This is a genomic window from Alkalibacterium sp. f15 (assembly GCF_049389645.1).
Taxonomy (GTDB): Bacteria; Bacillota; Bacilli; order Lactobacillales; family Carnobacteriaceae_A; genus Alkalibacterium.
Genome location: NZ_CP186540.1, coordinates 201,318 through 220,194, shown reverse-complemented (window position 1 = coordinate 220,194; position 18,877 = coordinate 201,318). Strand labels below are relative to the sequence as shown.

The 18,877-nt window shown below is 36.9% G+C and carries 15 protein-coding genes; 14 read left to right on the top strand and 1 reads right to left on the bottom strand.

The window, feature by feature from the left end:
• From ACO1PF_RS01155 to ACO1PF_RS01130, 6 genes are all read left to right on the top strand, one after another.
• Positions 1 to 993 (top strand): ATP-binding cassette domain-containing protein, encoded by a 993-nt coding sequence (locus tag ACO1PF_RS01155; RefSeq protein WP_423189551.1) that lies wholly within the window; start codon positions 1 to 3, stop codon positions 991 to 993.
• A gap of 2 nt (positions 994 to 995) precedes the next feature.
• Positions 996 to 1,955, top strand: a complete 960-nt coding sequence (locus tag ACO1PF_RS01150; RefSeq protein WP_423189550.1) for an ABC transporter permease — start codon at positions 996 to 998, stop codon at positions 1,953 to 1,955.
• Positions 1,956 to 1,991: 36 nt separating this feature from the next.
• Complete coding sequence (locus tag ACO1PF_RS01145) at positions 1,992 to 2,939, top strand: ABC transporter permease (RefSeq protein ID WP_423189549.1); 948 nt, start codon at positions 1,992 to 1,994, stop codon at positions 2,937 to 2,939.
• Between the two features lie 18 nt (positions 2,940 to 2,957).
• Positions 2,958 to 4,847, top strand: a complete 1,890-nt coding sequence (locus ACO1PF_RS01140; RefSeq protein WP_423189548.1) for an oligopeptide ABC transporter substrate-binding protein — start codon at positions 2,958 to 2,960, stop codon at positions 4,845 to 4,847.
• Between the two features lie 184 nt (positions 4,848 to 5,031).
• A complete protein-coding gene (locus ACO1PF_RS01135) occupies positions 5,032 to 6,123 on the top strand; it encodes an ABC transporter permease (RefSeq protein WP_423189547.1) in 1,092 nt (363 codons plus the stop codon).
• A 9-nt stretch (positions 6,124 to 6,132) separates the two neighbouring features.
• On the top strand, positions 6,133 to 6,804 hold the full coding sequence (locus ACO1PF_RS01130; RefSeq protein WP_423189546.1) for an ABC transporter ATP-binding protein: 672 nt from the start codon (positions 6,133 to 6,135) through the stop codon (positions 6,802 to 6,804).
• Between the two features lie 262 nt (positions 6,805 to 7,066).
• Here the strand turns inward: ACO1PF_RS01130 and ACO1PF_RS01125 are convergent, their stop codons facing one another.
• Positions 7,067 to 7,879 (bottom strand): Cof-type HAD-IIB family hydrolase, encoded by an 813-nt coding sequence (locus ACO1PF_RS01125; RefSeq protein WP_423189545.1) that lies wholly within the window; start codon positions 7,877 to 7,879, stop codon positions 7,067 to 7,069.
• Between the two features lie 185 nt (positions 7,880 to 8,064).
• Between ACO1PF_RS01125 and ACO1PF_RS01120 the strand changes: the two genes are divergently transcribed.
• The 8 genes from ACO1PF_RS01120 to deoB all read left to right on the top strand — a co-directional run bounded on the left by ACO1PF_RS01120 (position 8,065) and on the right by deoB (position 18,859).
• On the top strand, positions 8,065 to 8,406 hold the full coding sequence (locus ACO1PF_RS01120) for a metal-sulfur cluster assembly factor (protein WP_423189544.1): 342 nt from the start codon (positions 8,065 to 8,067) through the stop codon (positions 8,404 to 8,406).
• A gap of 116 nt (positions 8,407 to 8,522) precedes the next feature.
• On the top strand, positions 8,523 to 11,831 hold the full coding sequence (gene dnaE, locus ACO1PF_RS01115) for a DNA polymerase III subunit alpha (protein WP_423189543.1): 3,309 nt from the start codon (positions 8,523 to 8,525) through the stop codon (positions 11,829 to 11,831).
• Between the two features lie 199 nt (positions 11,832 to 12,030).
• Positions 12,031 to 12,993, top strand: a complete 963-nt coding sequence (gene pfkA / locus ACO1PF_RS01110; RefSeq protein ID WP_423189542.1) for a 6-phosphofructokinase — start codon at positions 12,031 to 12,033, stop codon at positions 12,991 to 12,993.
• Positions 12,994 to 13,313: 320 nt separating this feature from the next.
• On the top strand, positions 13,314 to 15,071 hold the full coding sequence (gene pyk / locus ACO1PF_RS01105; RefSeq protein WP_423189541.1) for a pyruvate kinase: 1,758 nt from the start codon (positions 13,314 to 13,316) through the stop codon (positions 15,069 to 15,071).
• Positions 15,072 to 15,222: 151 nt separating this feature from the next.
• Positions 15,223 to 16,089: a CvfB family protein gene (locus ACO1PF_RS01100; protein ID WP_423189540.1), complete on the top strand. Its 867-nt coding sequence runs from the start codon at positions 15,223 to 15,225 to the stop codon at positions 16,087 to 16,089.
• A gap of 104 nt (positions 16,090 to 16,193) precedes the next feature.
• Positions 16,194 to 16,652, top strand: coding sequence for a Fur family transcriptional regulator (locus ACO1PF_RS01095; RefSeq protein WP_423189539.1), 459 nt, complete (start codon positions 16,194 to 16,196; stop codon positions 16,650 to 16,652).
• A 14-nt stretch (positions 16,653 to 16,666) separates the two neighbouring features.
• Entirely contained in the window at positions 16,667 to 17,566 is a 900-nt protein-coding gene (gene xerD, locus ACO1PF_RS01090; RefSeq protein ID WP_423189538.1) for a site-specific tyrosine recombinase XerD, read from the top strand.
• Between the two features lie 123 nt (positions 17,567 to 17,689).
• Complete coding sequence (gene deoB / locus ACO1PF_RS01085) at positions 17,690 to 18,859, top strand: phosphopentomutase (protein WP_423189537.1); 1,170 nt, start codon at positions 17,690 to 17,692, stop codon at positions 18,857 to 18,859.
• Positions 18,860 to 18,877 lie beyond the last annotated feature (18 nt).

The window sequence follows — 18,877 nt, the reverse complement described above, 5'->3', positions numbered from 1 at the left end:
ATGGCTTTCTTAGAGGTTAGAGATTTAAAAGTTCATTATCCGATTCGTGGAGGAGTCTTAAATACAATTCAAGATTATGTTAAAGCCGTCGATGGTATTAATTTATCGATCGAGAGTGGAAAAACATATGGATTGGTTGGCGAATCTGGATCTGGGAAAACAACGATTGGTAAAACAATTATTGGATTAGAAAAAGCAACATCTGGAGAAATACTATATGAAGGTCAAAAAGTTACCAATAAAGCTCGAAGCAGGAAAGAGAAATACGCTAATTACAACAAGGACGTTCAAATGATTTTTCAAGATGCAACATCATCTATGAACCCTAAAAAACGTATCCTTGATGTTATGGCTGAGCCAATGCACAATTATTTTGATTACACACCTCAAGAAATTAAAAAGAAAGTCGCAGACTTGCTTGAAATTGTTGGTATGAATCCTGAGGCTATGTATAAATACCCACATGAGTTTTCTGGTGGACAAAGACAGAGGATTGGTGTCGCTCGAGCAGTAGCAAGTGATCCTAAACTGATTATTGCTGATGAACCAACCTCTGCACTTGATTTATCTGTACAAGCGCAAGTTCTTAACTTTATGAAACGTATTCAGAAAGAATTCGGATTAAGTTATCTCTTCATCTCGCATGATTTGGGTGTTGTGCAACATATGTCAGATGACATAGCTATCATGCATAGAGGGCGATTCGTGGAACAAGGTTCTAAAAAGGCTATCTATAGTAATCCGCAACATATATATACTAAACGTCTGTTATCGGCAATACCAGATATGGATCCGACAACTCGTAAAGCGCACAAAGTCGAGAGACAACGTGTCGAAGCATCATATGATGCGCAAGAAACCGAATATTACGATCCAAAAGGACGTGTCTATGATCTTCAACCATTTGATACTGATCATCACGTAGCTTTAAAACCGGAAGAACCAAATGAATCTTTAAAAAATGAAAATCTTAAAATGGGAGGGGAAAGTTAAAAATGTGGAAAACAATTATTAGACGTTTACTTTTAATGATCCCTCAAATCCTTATTTTAAGTATTTTGATTTTTATCATTGCTGATTTTATGCCGGGAGATCCGTTTACTGGATTAATTGATCCTAATTTAGACCCCGCGCAACTCGAAGCAATGAGAGAATCTTACGGATTAAATGATCCGCTTCCAGTTAAATATATCAGATGGATGACAAATGCTTTTCAAGGTGATTTTGGACGTAGTTTTAATTATCAACAACCTGTAACAGCAGTTATTGCTGGACGACTAGGTAATACTGTAAGACTATCGCTGCTTTCTGTGATATTAACTTACGCAGTTGGCTTGCCACTTGGCATAGTAGCTGGTCGTTACAATGAGTCTGTTTTAGATAAAACAATCTTAGTTTATAACTTCGTCAGTTTTGCTGTTCCAATTTTTGTATTAGCTTTACTTATGGTTTGGATTTTCGGTTACAACTTAAATTGGTTCCCAGCTCGTGGTAGTGTAAGTATCAGTGCAACTACTCCATGGGAAATATGGAAGAGCCAAATGTACCACGTCCTACTTCCTGCGATTACAACTGCTATGTTGGGGACGACTTCGATTATTCAATATTTGAGAAGTGAAATCATTGATGCAAAAGTTTCTGATTATGTCAAAACGGCACGTTCTAAAGGTGTTCCAATTCAAAAAGTTTATACCAGACATATATTTAGAAATGCATCACTGCCAATTGCTTCTGGATTTGGATATACAATTGTTAGTTTATTTACAGGATCGATTTTTATCGAACAAATTTTTACGTACCGTGGGATGGGATATTTATTCCTCCAATCAATCAATACACGAGATTACAGCGTTATTTTCGTTCTTGTCTTATTTTATGGTTTCTTAGCTCTAATAGGAACATTACTGTCAGACTTGATTCTTATGGCTGTTGATCCACGTATTCGTATTGATTAATCTAATGATTCTTATAGAAAGGAATGAATAACTCTTATGGCAAGAAATCAAGATGCAGAAGCAGCAGCATTAGCTGATGATATAGCCGTATCTACTCCACCAATGGGACTTAAAGTAATTGTTCGAGAATTTATGCGAGACAGACTAGCATTAGTATCTCTTGTTTTATTGATTGCGATTTTAGTGACGGTGTTTGTTTGGTCGTTTGTTGTTGATCAAGCTACTGTTCAACGAGTAAGTTTATGGGATTCTTATTTACCACCGATGTCATACAGTATAGATCCGCTCCGAGAAGGGACACGATTTATTTTAGGAACTGATTCAGCAGGAAGAGATATTTTTGGTTTATTGCTGATTGGTGCACGTAACTCACTTCTCTTAGGTTGGTCGGTTACAATGGTCACAAGCTCAATTGGGATCGTCATTGGTATTTTAGCAGCATACTATGCAGGAATGGTGGATAACATCATTATGCGAATCATCGACTTCATTATGATCTTGCCTCAGTTGATGATCATTATTATCTTCGTAACGATTGTACCAAATTACAATATCGTTACTTTTGCGGGTATACTTATTCTCTTCAACTGGCATGGGCAGGCACGATTTATTCGTGGACGTGCTTTAACCGTTGGACGATTAGACTTTATAAGTGCTTCCAAGACAATGGGCACACCGTCACTTGTTATCATGCTTCGCGAAATGATGCCTAATATAAGTTCATTGATCATCGTTAACTTGACATTGAACTTTGCAGGTAGTATCGGCTTAGAAACAGGGTTATCTTATCTTGGCTTCGGTTTACCGACCGGAACACCAAGTTTAGGTACGTTAGTTTCCTATGCCACTAATCCAGATATTCTGGAGAATAAAGCTTGGGTTTGGTTACCAGCTTCAACCTTGATTCTGGTGTTGGTGCTGTGTATAAACTATGTCGGTCGCGCACTACAACGTTCGGCAGACGCTAAACAAAGATTAGGATAAGAGAAGGGGAGAAAAAATATGTCAAATAAGAAAAAGTATAGCATGCTTGCGAGCACTGCTGCCGTAGCGTTTATCTTAGCAGCTTGTGGTAATGGGGATACAGAAGACACAACTGACAATGGTAATGGCGCTGGAGAAACGGATACTTCTGAAGAGTCAGGTGAGGAAAGTTCTAACGGGGAACAAGATGGACCTCAACCAATCGAATTTGACCAACGCGTTGAAAACGATGGTGAAGAAATTGAAGGCGGTACTCTAAACGTTGGGTATGTTTCTGATTCACCATTTACAGGTATTTTCAGTTGGGAATTATACACTGGTAACCCAGATGCCATTGTTATGGGCTACATGATGGGTACGGTATTAGGTTCTGACGAGAATTATCAATGGGATGATTCCGGTGCAGCTACTTTTGAATTAGATCAAGAAACAAACATTGTAACAATCACACTAAAAGATAATGTTATGTGGCACGATGGAGAACAAGTAACTGCCGGCGATATTGCATTTACACACGAAATAATCGGTCACCCAGACTATGCTGGTGTTCGTTATAGTGGTGACTTAGCTAATATCGTAGGTATGGAAGCCTATAAGAGCGGAGAGGCTGACAGCATTGAAGGCGTCCGTATCGTAGATGACTTGACACTAGAAATTGAATATCAATCTGTTGGTGTTCAAATGCTTCAAGCGGGTGGAGGCGTATGGGCTTATGCTGCTCCACGTCATTATTTAGAAGGTATTCCAGTTGCAGAACTTGAATCATCACCTGAAATTCGTGAGAATCCAATTGGATTTGGACCATTTAAAGTTGAAAATATTGTCCCAGGTGAATCTGTTTCATATACTGCATTTGAAGATTACTACCGTGGCGCTCCAAAATTAGATCGTATCGAATTAGAAACTGTTCCTACGACTTCTGCTGTTGCAGCTATGCAAAATGCTTCATATGATGTGTTTGTGGGTATGCCAACAGACCAATATGAAACCTTCAAAGATATTCCAGGGTATACAGTATTAGGTCAAGATGAAAATGCTTATACGTATATCGGATTCAAATTAGGAGAATGGCAAGAAGCTGAAATGGATGGAGAAGAAGTTGTAGAACCTGCTCAAAACGTTCTTGATCCCGATGCTAAAATGGCTGATAAGAACCTGAGACAAGCTATGGCTTACGCAATCGATAATGACGCTGTTGGTGCTCGTTTCTACCAAGGGTTACGTCGACGTGCGAATTCTCCTATTATCCCTAACTTTGCTGATTACTACAATGAAGAGCTTGAAGGGTATCCGTTCAATCAAGAACGTGCGATTGAAATTCTTGATGAAGCTGGATATGTCGATACTAATGGTGATGGTATGCGTGAAACACCTGAGGGTGAAGAGTTAGTCATTAACTTTGCATCTATGTCAGGTGGAGAAGTTGCTGAACCTATCGTAGAATATTACATGCAATCATGGGCTGCAATCGGCTTAAACGTTAAGTTATTAGATGGTCGTTTACACGAATTCAACTCATTCTATGACCGCGTTCAAGCTGATGACCCAGGAATCGATATATATCAAGGGGCATGGGGAACTGGAATGGACCCAACTCCTGATGGATTATATGGTCGTGAGGCTATGTTCAACTACACTCGTTGGGCTACAGAAGAAAACGATGAGTTTATGGAACAAATGGCAAGCGTAGAAGGTTTCGATATTGAATGGCGTGCTGAAGTATTCAATGAATGGCAAGAATACTTCATGGAAGAATTACCAATCATCCCAACATTATTCCGTAAATCTGTCACACCAGTTAACAATCGTGTGGGTTCATTTGATATTACTGTTGGTGCTGATTTAGATACACCGGGTGCAGGTTTGCATACTCTTTACCTAACTGGTGAAGACCGTGCAACTGAATAATATTTCCAATCATTAGTTCTAGTTAAATAGTTAATGCTAAACACCCAAGGATTATAATCCTTGGGTGTTTTTTTAGTGAAAAATATTTGTAGTTATTTATAAAATCAGTTATGATTGTAAATGAATTCTGTGAATTTTTTACATAAATATACGAATTCAAACTATAGGATAATGAGGTTTACATATGTTTTTAGCATGGCAGGAGATCAAATATTCAAAAACGCGTTTTGCATTAATTATAGGAGTGGTGATTCTTATATCTTATCTGGTTTTCTTTCTGACAGGATTGGCATATGGATTAGCACAAGAAAATCGGATGAGTATCGATAAGTGGGACGCAGATGGCATTGTTCTAGCTGATGAGTCTAATTTGAACATCAATATGTCTATGTTCCCTAAGGAACGAATAGAATCTATTGATGCATATGAGAAAGCCTCTCTAGGTGTTACACCGAGCGTTGTTCAACCGCAGGGAAAAACTGATGAGGAAAGCAAAGTCAATGTTACCTTTTTTGGTATCGATAAAGAAGAATTTATTTATCCTGAAGTGATAGAAGGCGAAGGGTTCAGCGAAGAGAATGAAGTCATTGCCGATATAAGCTTGAAAGATGAGCAAGGAATAAATATTGGAGATGAGTTATCTTTAGCTGGAATGGATTTAACGATAAAAATCGTTGGATTTACGGATAATGCTAAATTTAGCGTGGGACCAGTGTTATATACAAATCATCCGACCTATCAGCGTATCAGAGCGAGTGGTTTTGGTGAAAGAGAAGATGAAATCATTAGTGCAATTGCTCTCCGTAGTGACTCCGGAGAAATTTCAGATATCACTCTAAGTGACAATGAATTGAACTTATATTCAACTGGTGAATTTATTTCGAATTTACCTGGCTATACTGCGCAAGTTCTTACATTCGGACTGATGATCGGTTTTTTAGTGTTGATTGCTGCAATGATCATCGGCATATTTATTTATGTACTGACTCTGCAAAAATCATCAATGCTTGGTGTAATGAAAGCGCAAGGGATTTCATCGAAATACATTGCTAAGTCTGTTGTAGGGCAAACATTTTTGCTCTCATTCATAGGTGTCTTTACAGGGTTAGTTTTAACTTTAGGGACGGGACTTGTTTTACCGGCTGCTGTACCTTATCAAAATAATTTGCTCTTTTTAGTATCCATCACGACATTATTAATTGTTGTAGCAGTTGCAGGAGCATTCTTCTCTGTTCTTACTGTTGTAAAAATCGATCCATTAGAAGCGATAGATTAGGAGCTAGTAATGAAACTTATTGAATTGAAAGACGTAAAAAAAACATTTAAAGATGGTAGAAAAACAATTGAAGCATTGAAGTCAACTAATTTCTCAGTCGAAGAAGGTGAGTTTGTAGCTATTATTGGTCCAAGTGGTTCGGGGAAAAGTACGTTTCTTACTATAATAGGTGGACTACAAACACCAACGGAAGGTAAAGTATTTATCAAAAATGATAAATTTAGTGAACTTGAAGAAAAAGATCGAGCCACGAAGCGATTTAATGAAATTGGATTTATATTACAAGCATCTAATCTTATTCCATTCCTCACTGTAAAAGATCAATTGAGATTGGTCAATAAAGTGGAAAAATCAAAACTTGATGATGATAAAGTAGAAAAATTACTATCAGAACTTGGTATTGATAATTTAATGGACAAATATCCAAGTGATTTATCTGGAGGAGAGAAACAGCGAGCGGCAATTGCCCGTGCAATGTATCATGATCCAGCTGTCATTTTAGCGGATGAACCAACAGCTAGTTTAGATACTGACCGTGCTTTTGAAGTGGTTGAAATTTTAGCAAGAGAAACAAAGAAAAAAAAGAAAGCAACCATTATGGTCACTCACGATGAGCGCTTGACTGAGTATTGTGATTCAGTCTATACAATGAGAGATGGCGTATTAACAAAGAATCAATGAAAGTAATCGATCCGTAACAGTAAAAAAACTTAGATATGGTTGTTGGAATAGCGGGGTCAGCTAGGGCTATTTGGTTGCAGGAAGTTGATTGATAAATAAACCTTGTCAGTCGATAAAAATAAGTCGAGTTAAAAAAGCCTTACGCTCAAAATAGGTCTTAGTATCGTAATGATTGTAGATTCTTTATTCGATAATCAAAAAAAGAAGGCAAATGCGGTCTAAAAAAGCAAGAAAGAGACTTCCTCTTTCTTGCTTTTTTGGACTATAGTTTAAAATAACTTTCCAGGTAACTTGCTAAACCATCTTCGTGATTGTTTTTTAGAGTGATATCATTGCTGACAGATTTTAAGTGTTCAGTGCCGTTTGACATCACAACACCATGACCAGCATACTGAATCATTTCGAAATCATTTTCCTGATCACCGAAGGCTAGGATATCTTCACGATTAAGATTATAATAATGAGCAATGCGCTCTAATCCAATAGCTTTTTGAACCCCAGCAGCGACCACTTCCAAGCATGGGGTATTTCCACCCCACGTGCGGACCGCAACTGAATCTCGATAGATATCTATAATCTTCTGTTCGATTGCTGGCTGATATTGTCTTGTTGAGGTAAACACACCAACAGATGTAGGATCTTCCAATAAAATCTCAGGTCTTAACTGCTTGCTCATATGAATACCTTCCGGAAAGAAATCTGGGTAAGGGATATACTTACCTTCGATATAAATTGATGACTGAGACTCTGCTGCGATGAGTTGAACTTCCGGATTATTTTTCAGAGAAAGCATAGATAAAGCAAGGTCCTTACTCAGTGTTTTGTGATACCCGTATTTCCATGATTTTTGAGATGGATTGTGACACCATGCGCCATTAAAGTTTACGATGGGAGTATCTAATTTAAGTTGATCATAGTAATAGTAACTGTTTCTATAAGGGCGTCCAGTCACGATAGAGACGATATGGCCATCATTTTGAAGACGCAATAATGTCTTTTTTGTTCTTGAAGATATTTCTGAATGGTCATTTAGAGTAGTTCCATCCAAATCTAAAGCAATAAGTTTTCTTTTCATACTAAATCATCCTTTTAACAAAACGTCATTCATTTTCTTTACTAGTATAGCAAAGGTGTTAATAAAAGTATAATAAATGTTAAACTTTAAAATGATTTGACATGATTTGTTCAACTAAATATTAGAATTTGCTGAAATCTTTGTCATCAATATGGTAAAATGTAAGGGTGTAAGGAGGAAATTTAATGAATGAAGATAAAAAAGTATGGCCCGAAGAAGAAATAGAAGATATAAAAAAACGTATCATGGAAGCTTTGGAACAAGTAATTGACCCGGAGCTTGGAATAGACATCGTTAATTTAGGTCTCGTTTATGAAGTCAATGTTTTTAATGGCGGGTATTGTGAAGTGAAAATAACATTAACAACGATGGGTTGTCCATTAGCCGATGTTATTACAGAGGATATTTTGAATGCTGTGAAAACAATTCCTGAAATTACAGAGACTGATGTTAAGTTAGTCTGGTATCCGGCATGGGACACATCTAGAATGAGTAGATATGCCAGAATTGCTTTAGGAATCAGATAAATCAACTCTCAATAAGGCACTAGGAATAGTTTATCCCTAATGCTTTATTGAGAGTTTTTTACAGTTATAGTAGTAAATGAAATTTAAACTGCAAATTAAAAGAGGGGAGAGTATAAATGAATTACATACCTTTAAATGTTGTAAGTTCTTATTCATTGTTGGAAAGTACGATTACTATCCCAAAATTAATAACTCAAGCTAAAAGTCTTGGATATAGTAGTATTGCACTTACCGATAAAAACGTCATGCATGGAGCTGTAGAGTTCTATTTAAAGGCTAAAGAGCAAGGCATCAAACCTATATTAGGTATTACAGTGGATATTTATGAGAATGATGAATCGGATACGGCATTGTCCGTTGTTTTACTGGCTAAGGACGCCGAAGGATATCAAAATTTATTAACTATATCAAGTTTAATTAAATACAATCAAGAAAAAATTACACTGGATATGATGAAAGCCTACTCTACTCAATTAATTGGTATTATAAATTATGAAAGTCTTGAAAACATACTACTGGAAAGAGAAAGTAGTAAAAAAAATATAGTGACAGAGCTTAAGCAGAATTTCAATAATTTATTCTTAGGAATATACTATAATGGCAGCAATCAAAATATGGTAGATGAGATAAAGCAACTCTCTAAAAATCTCAATGTACCTTTGGTTATAAATGAACCTATCCATTCTTTGCAGGAAAATGATTCATTATCACTAAGGGTGCTTGAAGCGATAAAGAATCAAACAACCATAGATTCTGAAATACAATTAAGTGATTCATCCTTTTATTATTTAAAGGAAAAAGCTGAACAAATTGAATGGTATTCAGAGAATGACTTGATTGAAGCATTGACTAATACTGTGAAAATATCAGAATCAATACAATTAAATTTGAGCTGGAAGAGTGTTTTACCGAAATATAACACTCCAGAGAATCTGAATTCATCAGAATACTTGACTAAGCTTGTTAACGATCAGTTAAAGAATAAATTACCGGATCATTCAAATGAGTATGAAGAAAGAATTAAGAAAGAGCTTGGAGTCATAATCAAAATGGGATTTGCAGATTATTTTTTGATTGTTTGGGACTTAATGAAGTATGCTCACCAGAATGGAATAGTGACGGGAGCTGGTAGGGGATCAGCCGCCGGCTCACTTGTTTCTTATCTTTTAAATATCACGGACGTCGATCCTGTTAAGTATGAACTTCTGTTTGACAGATTTTTAAATGAGGAGAGATATACTTTACCCGATATCGATTTAGATTTTCCAGATAATAAACGCGAGAGTATTCTTCGTTATGTTTTAAATAAATACGGGAAAGAACATGTTGCTCAAATTGCGACATTTGGAACTTTTGCCGCAAAAATGTCTATACGGGATACAGGTAGAGTGTTCGGTTTATCACCAAACGAACTCAAACGATGGTCAGACACAATACCTGGATCACTGGGGATAACTTTAAATAAGGCTTATAAAGAATCAGAAGAATTAAGAAAAATAGTGAATCAAAGTGACTTAAATAAAAAAATATTTAAGATAGCGTTAAACTTAGAAGGACTTCCAAGACATGTTTCCACACATGCAGCAGGGGTAGTCATTTCAAAAGAACCATTAATCCAAACTGCCCCTCTCCAAGAGGGCAATGGTTCAATGCCGCTAACTCAATATACAATGAAGGATATTGAAACAGTTGGACTATTAAAAATGGATTTCCTGGGTCTAAAGAATCTAACTATTCTTGCTGATTGCTTAAAGAATGTTACAGAACTAAAAGGTTCGGTTAGAGATAAACTTGCAACTATATCATTAAATGATAAAAAGACACTTGAGCTTTTTAAAAGCGGAGACACAAACGGTATCTTTCAATTTGAGTCCAGTGGCATCAGAAATGTATTAAGAAAATTACAACCAACAGATTTTGAGGACATTGTAGCTGTTAATGCTTTGTACCGACCAGGTCCAATGGAACAAATCGATGTATTTATTAAAAGAAAACATGGGTCTGAAAAAATCGATTATATCCATGATGATTTAAAAAGTATTCTTGAAGTAACAAATGGAGTAATGGTCTATCAGGAACAAGTAATGAAGGTAGCTTCGAAAATAGCAGGATACAGTTTAGCGGAAGCTGACATATTGAGGCGAGCTATATCTAAAAAGATCAAAAAAGAAATAGATGCAGGACGCAAGCAATTTATTGCAGGTGCCAAGCATAGAGGCTATAGTGAAGAAGTGGCTATGCGCATATACGCGCATATCGAACGATTTGCTGACTATGGTTTTAATCGTTCTCACGCCGTGTCTTATTCAAAATTAGCTTTTCAACTTGCGTACTTTAAAGCACATTATCCAGCCGCTTTTTTTGTTTCACTTATGCGAGCTTCAACAAACAACAAAGAAAAATTGACTAAATATTTATTGGAGGCCAAGCAAAGACGCATCGAGCTTATTCATCCGGATATTAACCAAAGCGAAGAGAACTTTAAAGTAATTGATGAGCGCATATGTTTTGGATTCAACTCAATCAAAGGTGTTCGAAAAGATTTTATTGAACATATTTTATATGAAAGAAAAAAGCAGGGGAAGTTTCAAGACTTACTCTCATTCATCAATCGAATTGATGAAAGATGGAGAAAAGAACAATCTATACAACCGTTAATATATGCGGGATGTTTTGATCAATTAGAACAGAATCGTCACACGCTAATTGATTCATTAGAGTCAATACTTAACAGTGTAAATATGAGTCATGGGAACATTCAATTGTTTGAATCCCTGGCACCAAGAATTCACCAAAAAGAAGAGTACAGTATAGAAGAACTTTTGAAGCAGGAATTTGAAGTAACTGGTTTTTATTTATCTGGTCATCCGACAGATAAATATATGGACACAAGAAACAATAGTCAAGCTATTTATATAGCTGACTCATTAAATAACAAGACACATACGTACATCGTCGCTGTCCAAGAAGTGAAAAAAATCCAAACTAAAAGAGGTGAACCGATGGCCTTTTTAGAGGTTACTGATGCCTCAAAAGAAGCAACTTGCGTCTTATTTCCTGATGTTTATCGGAATTACTCAAAAGAATTAGTCAAAAATAGTATCTTTATTGTTCGGGGTAAAGCGGAATTCAAAAAAAACAAATGGAATATTTTAGTATCGAGCATGAATAGTCCTGAACTAATGAAAATGGGTAATGAGCATCAGTTATATTTGAGATTTGAAAATCTGAAACAGCAAGGGAATCAATTTACTGAAATATTAAAAGTATTAGAGGATGAAGTCGGTACTGTCGAAGTGATAGTGTATGATCAGGCGACAGATAGGAAAGAGAAATTGAAGCCTAAGTACAATTCAAACAAGCAGACAGCTAGCATTAAGAAAATTAAAGATATCTTAGGTGAAAACAACGTAATTTTAAAATAATTTTAAAAATTTAGCCTTATGTCCTTATTTTATAAGACAATCAGGAGAAAAAGTGATAAGATAATAGATGTATGTAATCAAATGATGATTTAAGGTTAGTTGAGTAATGAGCATATTCTTTACTCAATGTGTTTTACATATCTTTGCTAAATCATTTAGTGAGTGTGGAAATAAAATTTGCATTGAAGGTGGATATAACATGAAAAGAATTGGAGTACTTACAAGTGGAGGAGATGCTCCGGGCATGAATGCAGCTATCCGGGCTGTCGTCCGAAAAGCACTTTACGAAGGAATGGAAGTTTACGGCGTGAATTATGGTTTTGCCGGACTTGTAGTGGGAGATATCAGAAAGCTTACACAAAGAGACGTTGGAGATATGATTCAACGCGGAGGAACTTTCTTATATTCTGCACGTTATCCTCAATTCGCAACACAAGAAGGTCAGTTGAAAGGCATCGAACAACTCAAACGTTTCGGTATCGAAGGGTTAGTAGTTATAGGTGGAGATGGTTCTTACAGAGGAGCTCAAGCTCTCTCTAAACATGGTTTCCCATGCGTGGGTGTACCTGGAACGATCGACAATGATATACCTGGAACAGATTATACTATTGGATTCGATACAACTATCAATACCGTACTCGATGCACTTGATAGAATCAGAGACACTGCAACTTCTCACGTGCGTACTTTTGTCATTGAAGTAATGGGAAGAGATGCTGGAGATATCGCTTTATGGTCGGGTGTCGCTAGTGGAGCAGAGCAAATCATCATTCCTGAAAAAGGATTTGATATCACTGATGTTGCAGAAAACATTCGTGAAGGTCGAGAAAAAGGCAAAAAACATTCCATCATAATCTTGGCTGAAGGAGTAATGGACGGTAAAGAATTTGCTGATAAACTAGACGCTATCGATAATTTCCATGTTCGAGTAACAGTGTTAGGTCACGTCCAAAGAGGCGGATCACCAACAGCCAGAGATAGAGTGCTTGCTTCTCAACTTGGAGCTAAAGCTGTTGAAGCATTAAAAGAAGGCCGTGGTGGAGTTTGCGTCGCTATATATAAAGAAGAACTTATTGTGCGAGATATTGTTGAAACGCTTGACAATATGAAACACACACCTAACTTAGATTTATATAAACTTAATGAAGAGATTTCAAACTAATTGATTTTATAATGAGGGTCAGAAAAACGTCCCTCTGTTTCAACTGAGGGATGAATCTAGATTAAGATACCTGATTTTGTTATTATATAACCAGTAGCTAATGGCGATAGTGAAGTCAGTTTCTACTGAAAAACTAACTTTTGGCTCGGAACGAGCCTTGGTCAAACAGCCTAAACTGCCGTCTACAAGATGAAACACCACGCGGACAAGTTTTAGGCGTTACCAGAAGCTCGGTACTTCAGTGCCGATGTAGTTCACATAGGTCATTAACTTTAAGTCATCATTATATTAAAAAAAATATTAAATAGGAGAGTTAAAGTATGAAAAAAACTAAAATCGTATGTACCATAGGTCCTGCAAGTGAATCGTTAGAAACATTAGAAAAATTAATTGAAGCAGGAATGAACGTTGCCCGTTTGAATTTTTCACATGGTGATCATGAAGAACATTTAAACCGCATCAAAAATATCCGCATCGCTTCTGAAAAAACCGGTAAAATGGTGGCCATCATGTTGGATACAAAAGGTCCTGAAATAAGAACCCATAACATGAAAGACGGCGCTATCACTTTGACTAAAGATGAAACAGTACGAATTTCCATGTCAGAGGTTGAAGGAACTAAAGAAAAATTCTCAGTCACTTATACTGATTTGATCAATGATGTCACACCTGGTTCAAGTATATTATTAGATGATGGACTAATTGATTTATTAGTTACTGATATCGAACATGACAAAGGTATCATCGTGACGACAGCACAAAATACAGGCGTATTAAAAAACAAAAAAGGTGTTAACGTACCTGGCGTATCTGTTAACTTACCGGGCTTAACTGAAAAAGATCGTGCAGACATCCACTTTGGACTAGAAAACAATATTGACTTTATTGCAGCCTCTTTTGTCAGACGTACATCTGACGTTTTAGACATTAAGGAGATCCTAGAAAAACAAGGTAAAATGCATGTTCAGATCATTCCTAAAATCGAAAACCAGGAGGGTGTCGATAACCTGGAAGAAATTTTGTCTATTGCTGACGGTTTAATGGTCGCTCGTGGTGATTTAGGTGTGGAAATACCAACTGAAGATGTGCCGATCGTTCAAAAACGTATGATCGCAATGTGTAACAATGCCGGCAAACCAGTTATTACTGCAACACAAATGCTAGACTCTATGCAAGCAAACCCACGTCCAACTCGAGCAGAAGCATCAGACGTTGCCAATGCTATCTTTGATGGAACAGATGCTATCATGCTTTCTGGTGAGACAGCAGCTGGGGATTATCCGGTAGAATCAGTACAAACAATGTATAACATCGCTGTACGTACTGAAGCAGCTTTAATCAACCAGGATGCCTATGCACTTAAAGCTTATGACAGAAATGACATGACAGAAGCAATTGGACAAGCTGTCGGACACACAGCCAAGAATTTAAATATTCATACTATTGTTGCAGCAACTGAATCAGGACACACAGCGCGTATGATTTCTAAGTTCAGACCTAAAGCTGATATCCTGGCTGTTACATTTAGTGATGAGACTGCTAGAGGCTTGGCTCTGCAATGGGGTGTGCAACCAACCGTTACAGAAAAACCAGCTTCAACTGATGATATGTTCAATCTAGCTACTCAAACAACAGTTGAAAAAGGATTTGCTAAAGAAGGCGACTTGATTATCATTACTGCTGGTGTACCAGTTGGAGAACGTGGCACAACAAACGTTATGAAGATTCAATTAATTGGATCAAAATTAACAAGTGGTCAAGGTGTTGGCTCTGAATCAGTTATAGGTAAAGCTGTTGTAGCTGAAACTGCTGAGGAAGCAATCGAACGTGCTATTGAAGGCGGCATTTTAGTTGTTAAGAGTACAGACAAAGATTATCTTCCAGCAATTGAAAAATCTGCAGCTATCGTAGTAGAACAAGGTGGATTAACATCACATGCAGCCGTTATCGGAATTGCAATGGGAATCCCAGTGATTGTTTCTGCTGAAAATGCAACAGCATTGATCGAACAAGATGAATTGATTACTGTAGATGCTCGACGTGGTATTATCTACCGTGGCGCAACAACAGCAATTTAATTAAATGATGAAATATAGTTAAATAAGTTATGAATGAGACAATGATTGATAGAATTCGTAGGATTGATGTTCTTGAGCATCTTCGAAATGACATTCAATCATTGTCTCATTTTTTTGTTTTATAATTATTAGTAATGAGAAGGAGATTAACATGAATATAGACTTAGCAACAGAAATAACAGCTATCGTTACAGATGTAAATGAAGAAGAAGCATTTGTTCAAAAAAATGGTGTAACCTATAAAGTACTCTCAGAAGATGATGTATCTATTGGCGATACTTTAAAAGGGTTTGTTTATATCGATAAGCAGGATCAGGCTGTGTTTTCTACAGTTATACCCGAAATCAATAAAGAAACATTTGGATGGGGAACAGTTGTCAAAGTAAACCGTACTTTAGGTGTGTTTGTAGACGTTGATTGGCAAGATAAAGATGTTGTCGTATCAATCGATGATTTACCCGCTGAAGGACGCCTTTGGCCAAAAGAAGGAGACCAGCTTTACCTTTCAATAAAAGTAGACAACAAAGATCGTATCTGGGGTAATTTAGCTGATGAAGAAAAATTCTTTGAAGATTATGTAGAAGGCACGAAACAAATGCAAAATGAAAACGTAACGGGCATTGTTTTCCATTTGAAGAAAACGGGCACTTACGTAATTACTGAAGATAAATATATTCTGTTTGTTCATCCGAGTGAGCAGGATAAAGAGCCGAGATTAGGTCAAGAAGTTTCTGGTCGAGTCATTGGTTTAAGAGAAGATGGGGTACTTTATACTTCTATGCAACCAAGAGCTCATGAGGTTATTGATGACGATGCGATGATGCTGCTGGAAATGTTGAAACGTTCTGAAGATCATAGCATTCCTTTCCACAACAAAACAGATCCTGAGCTAATAAAAAAACAATTTAACATCAGCAAGGGACAATTCAAGCGGGCAGTTGGTCGTTTAATGAAACAAGGTTTAGTCACGCAAGACGAGACTGGAACTAAATTGATTGAGGTTCCTTTAGAGGATTAAGAATTAGGTTGAGACTTTGATCATATTATTTTATACTTATTCTAATAAGGATTAGGTATAATCAATTTATAGATAAGAATCAATTCAATCTAAGGGAGTTCAGCATGAAAAAATTAGACTCTTCATTTAAAGTTATCAGGAAAAAGTTACATGAGGCAGGTTTTAAATTGACCCCTCAAAGAGAATTGACTGTCGAAGTGTTACTTGAAAAAGAAAAAGATCATTTGAGTGCCGAAGAAGTGTATCTTCTAGTTAAATCTAAGAATGCAAGCATTGGGTTAGCTACTGTCTACCGAACACTTGAAATTTTAACGGAACTGCAAATTATCAACAAACTAACTTTTCAAGACGGTATCGCCCGTTATGATTTGAATATGAACGAGGATAAACATCAGCATCATCATTTACTGTGTTTAAAATGTGGGAAAATTGAAGAAGTGAAAAATGATATGCTTTTGGAAATTGAAATGGAAATAGAAAAAGAATATCAGTTTATTGTAAAAGATCATAGACTGACTTTCCATGGCATATGTAACGAGTGTGCCAAGAATCAATTGGGTTGAATGAGGATGATTGTATGTTAAATCTTGAACCGTTTGATGACTATATTGTCTTTTTGAAAATCGAAAAAGGATTGGCAAACAATACAGTTAGCAGTTATCAAAGAGACATTGGACAATATATTGATTATCTCAATAAACATAAAATAAAATCGTGGAAGGAGATAGATCGCTATCTCCTTCTCGATTATTTTAGTGAACAGAAAGCACTCAAGAAAGCAGATAATACGATCATTCGTATGTTTTCAAGTGTAAGAAAATTTCACCAGTACTTAAAACAAGAAGGATACGCAGAGGAAGACCCTATGCTGTACGTGAAAACACCAAAAAAAGCAGATTCTTTACCCAAAATAGCATCCATGCAGCAAATAGATCAATTACTGCAAACACCGGATACGACAAAGCCTTTAGGCATAAGAGATCGTGCTATTTTAGAAGTCATGTACGCAACCGGACTAAGAATTACAGAATTAATTGAGCTGACAACGAATGACGTCCATTTATCGATGAAACTCATACAGATCGTTGGTAAAGGAAACAAAGAGCGATTGATCCCAATAGGCGATTTGGGCTGTAAGTGGTTAGATTATTATATGATGACAACGAGACCAAAACTGTTAGAAAAAGCTTCACAAGAGACTTCTGTCATATTCTTGAATTCTCGTGGAAGACCGTTGAGCAGACAAGGCGTATGGAAAAAAATAAAACAACATGCTCAAAAAGCGGGACTGAAAAAATCGATAACTCCCCATACTCTGAGACACTCATTTGCTACACATTTACTCGAAAATGGAGCAGATTTAAGAATTGTACAAGAGCTTTTGGGTCATGCGAATGTTTCAACAACACAAATATACACGCATATTACCAAACATCGACTCAAAGATGTTTATTCTACTTACCATCCTAGAGCTTAATGAATTAAATGAGTAAAGTCTAAAAGATTATTCATAAAAGGGCTAAATACAGCGCCATTCTTGCATTATTAAGCGTACTCATTTATTCTGAATGAAAGAGATAATATAAGGAGGAAAAAAATCATGAATTTTGATCGTATACATTTAGTTGTTTTAGATTCTGTAGGCATTGGTGAAGCGCCGGATGCTAAAGAATTCAATGATGAAGGGGCTCATACTTTAGGACATATTGCTGAAGAAGCAGGCTTAAATGTCCCTCATATGCAATCACTCGGTTTAGGAAATATTGCTCCGTTAAAAGGCATTGCGCCGGTTGATTCTACTAAAGGATACTTTACTAAACTGGAAGAAAAATCAGTAGGGAAAGATACGATGACAGGGCACTGGGAATTAATGGGACTACATATTAAAACCCCATTCAGAGTATTTCCAGATGGTTTCCCGGAGGATTTGATCAAAAAAATCGAAGAACATACAGGCAGAAAAATAATAGGCAATAAACCAGCATCTGGCACTGAAATCCTTGAAGAACTCGGTGAACATCAAATGGAAACTGGGGACCTGATTGTTTATACGTCTGCAGATCCTGTACTGCAAATTGCAGCACACGAAGATGTGATTCCTCTGGAAGAACTCTATGATATTTGTGAGTATGTTAGAGAGATTACAAAAGAAGATCCGTACATGATTGGACGCATCATTGCTCGTCCTTATTTGGGTAAACCCGGAGATTTCGCACGCACCAGCAACCGACACGACTATGCTTTAAGTCCGTTTGGCGACACAGTATTAGATTTTCTTAAGGAAGACGGAAAAGACGTTATTGCTGTCGGCAAGATCGACGATATCTTTAATGGAAAAGGTATCACAGAATCTGTGCGTACAAAATCCAATATGGATGGTGTCGATAAATTGTTGGATGTCATGAAAAAAGATTTTAATGGGATAAGTTTTACCAACCTGGTTGATTTTGACGCGTTATATGGTCACCGTAGAAACGTGGAAGGTTACCGCGATGCCTTGGAAGCCTTCGATGCCCGCTTACCTGAAATCTATGATGCCTTGAAAGAGAATGATCTTCTGATCCTTACAGCTGACCACGGGAATGACCCGACAGCCCCAGGAACCGATCACACGAGAGAGTACGTGCCACTTTTGATTTCTTCACCTAAGTTTGAAAAAGGTGAAGAATTGCCTCAGGGCTTGTTCGCAGATATCAGTGCCACGATTGCTGAAAATTTCGGTGTCAAAAACACTGGATTCGGCAATAGTTTTTTGAACAAGTTAAAATAAATCGTTAAAAGGAGAATG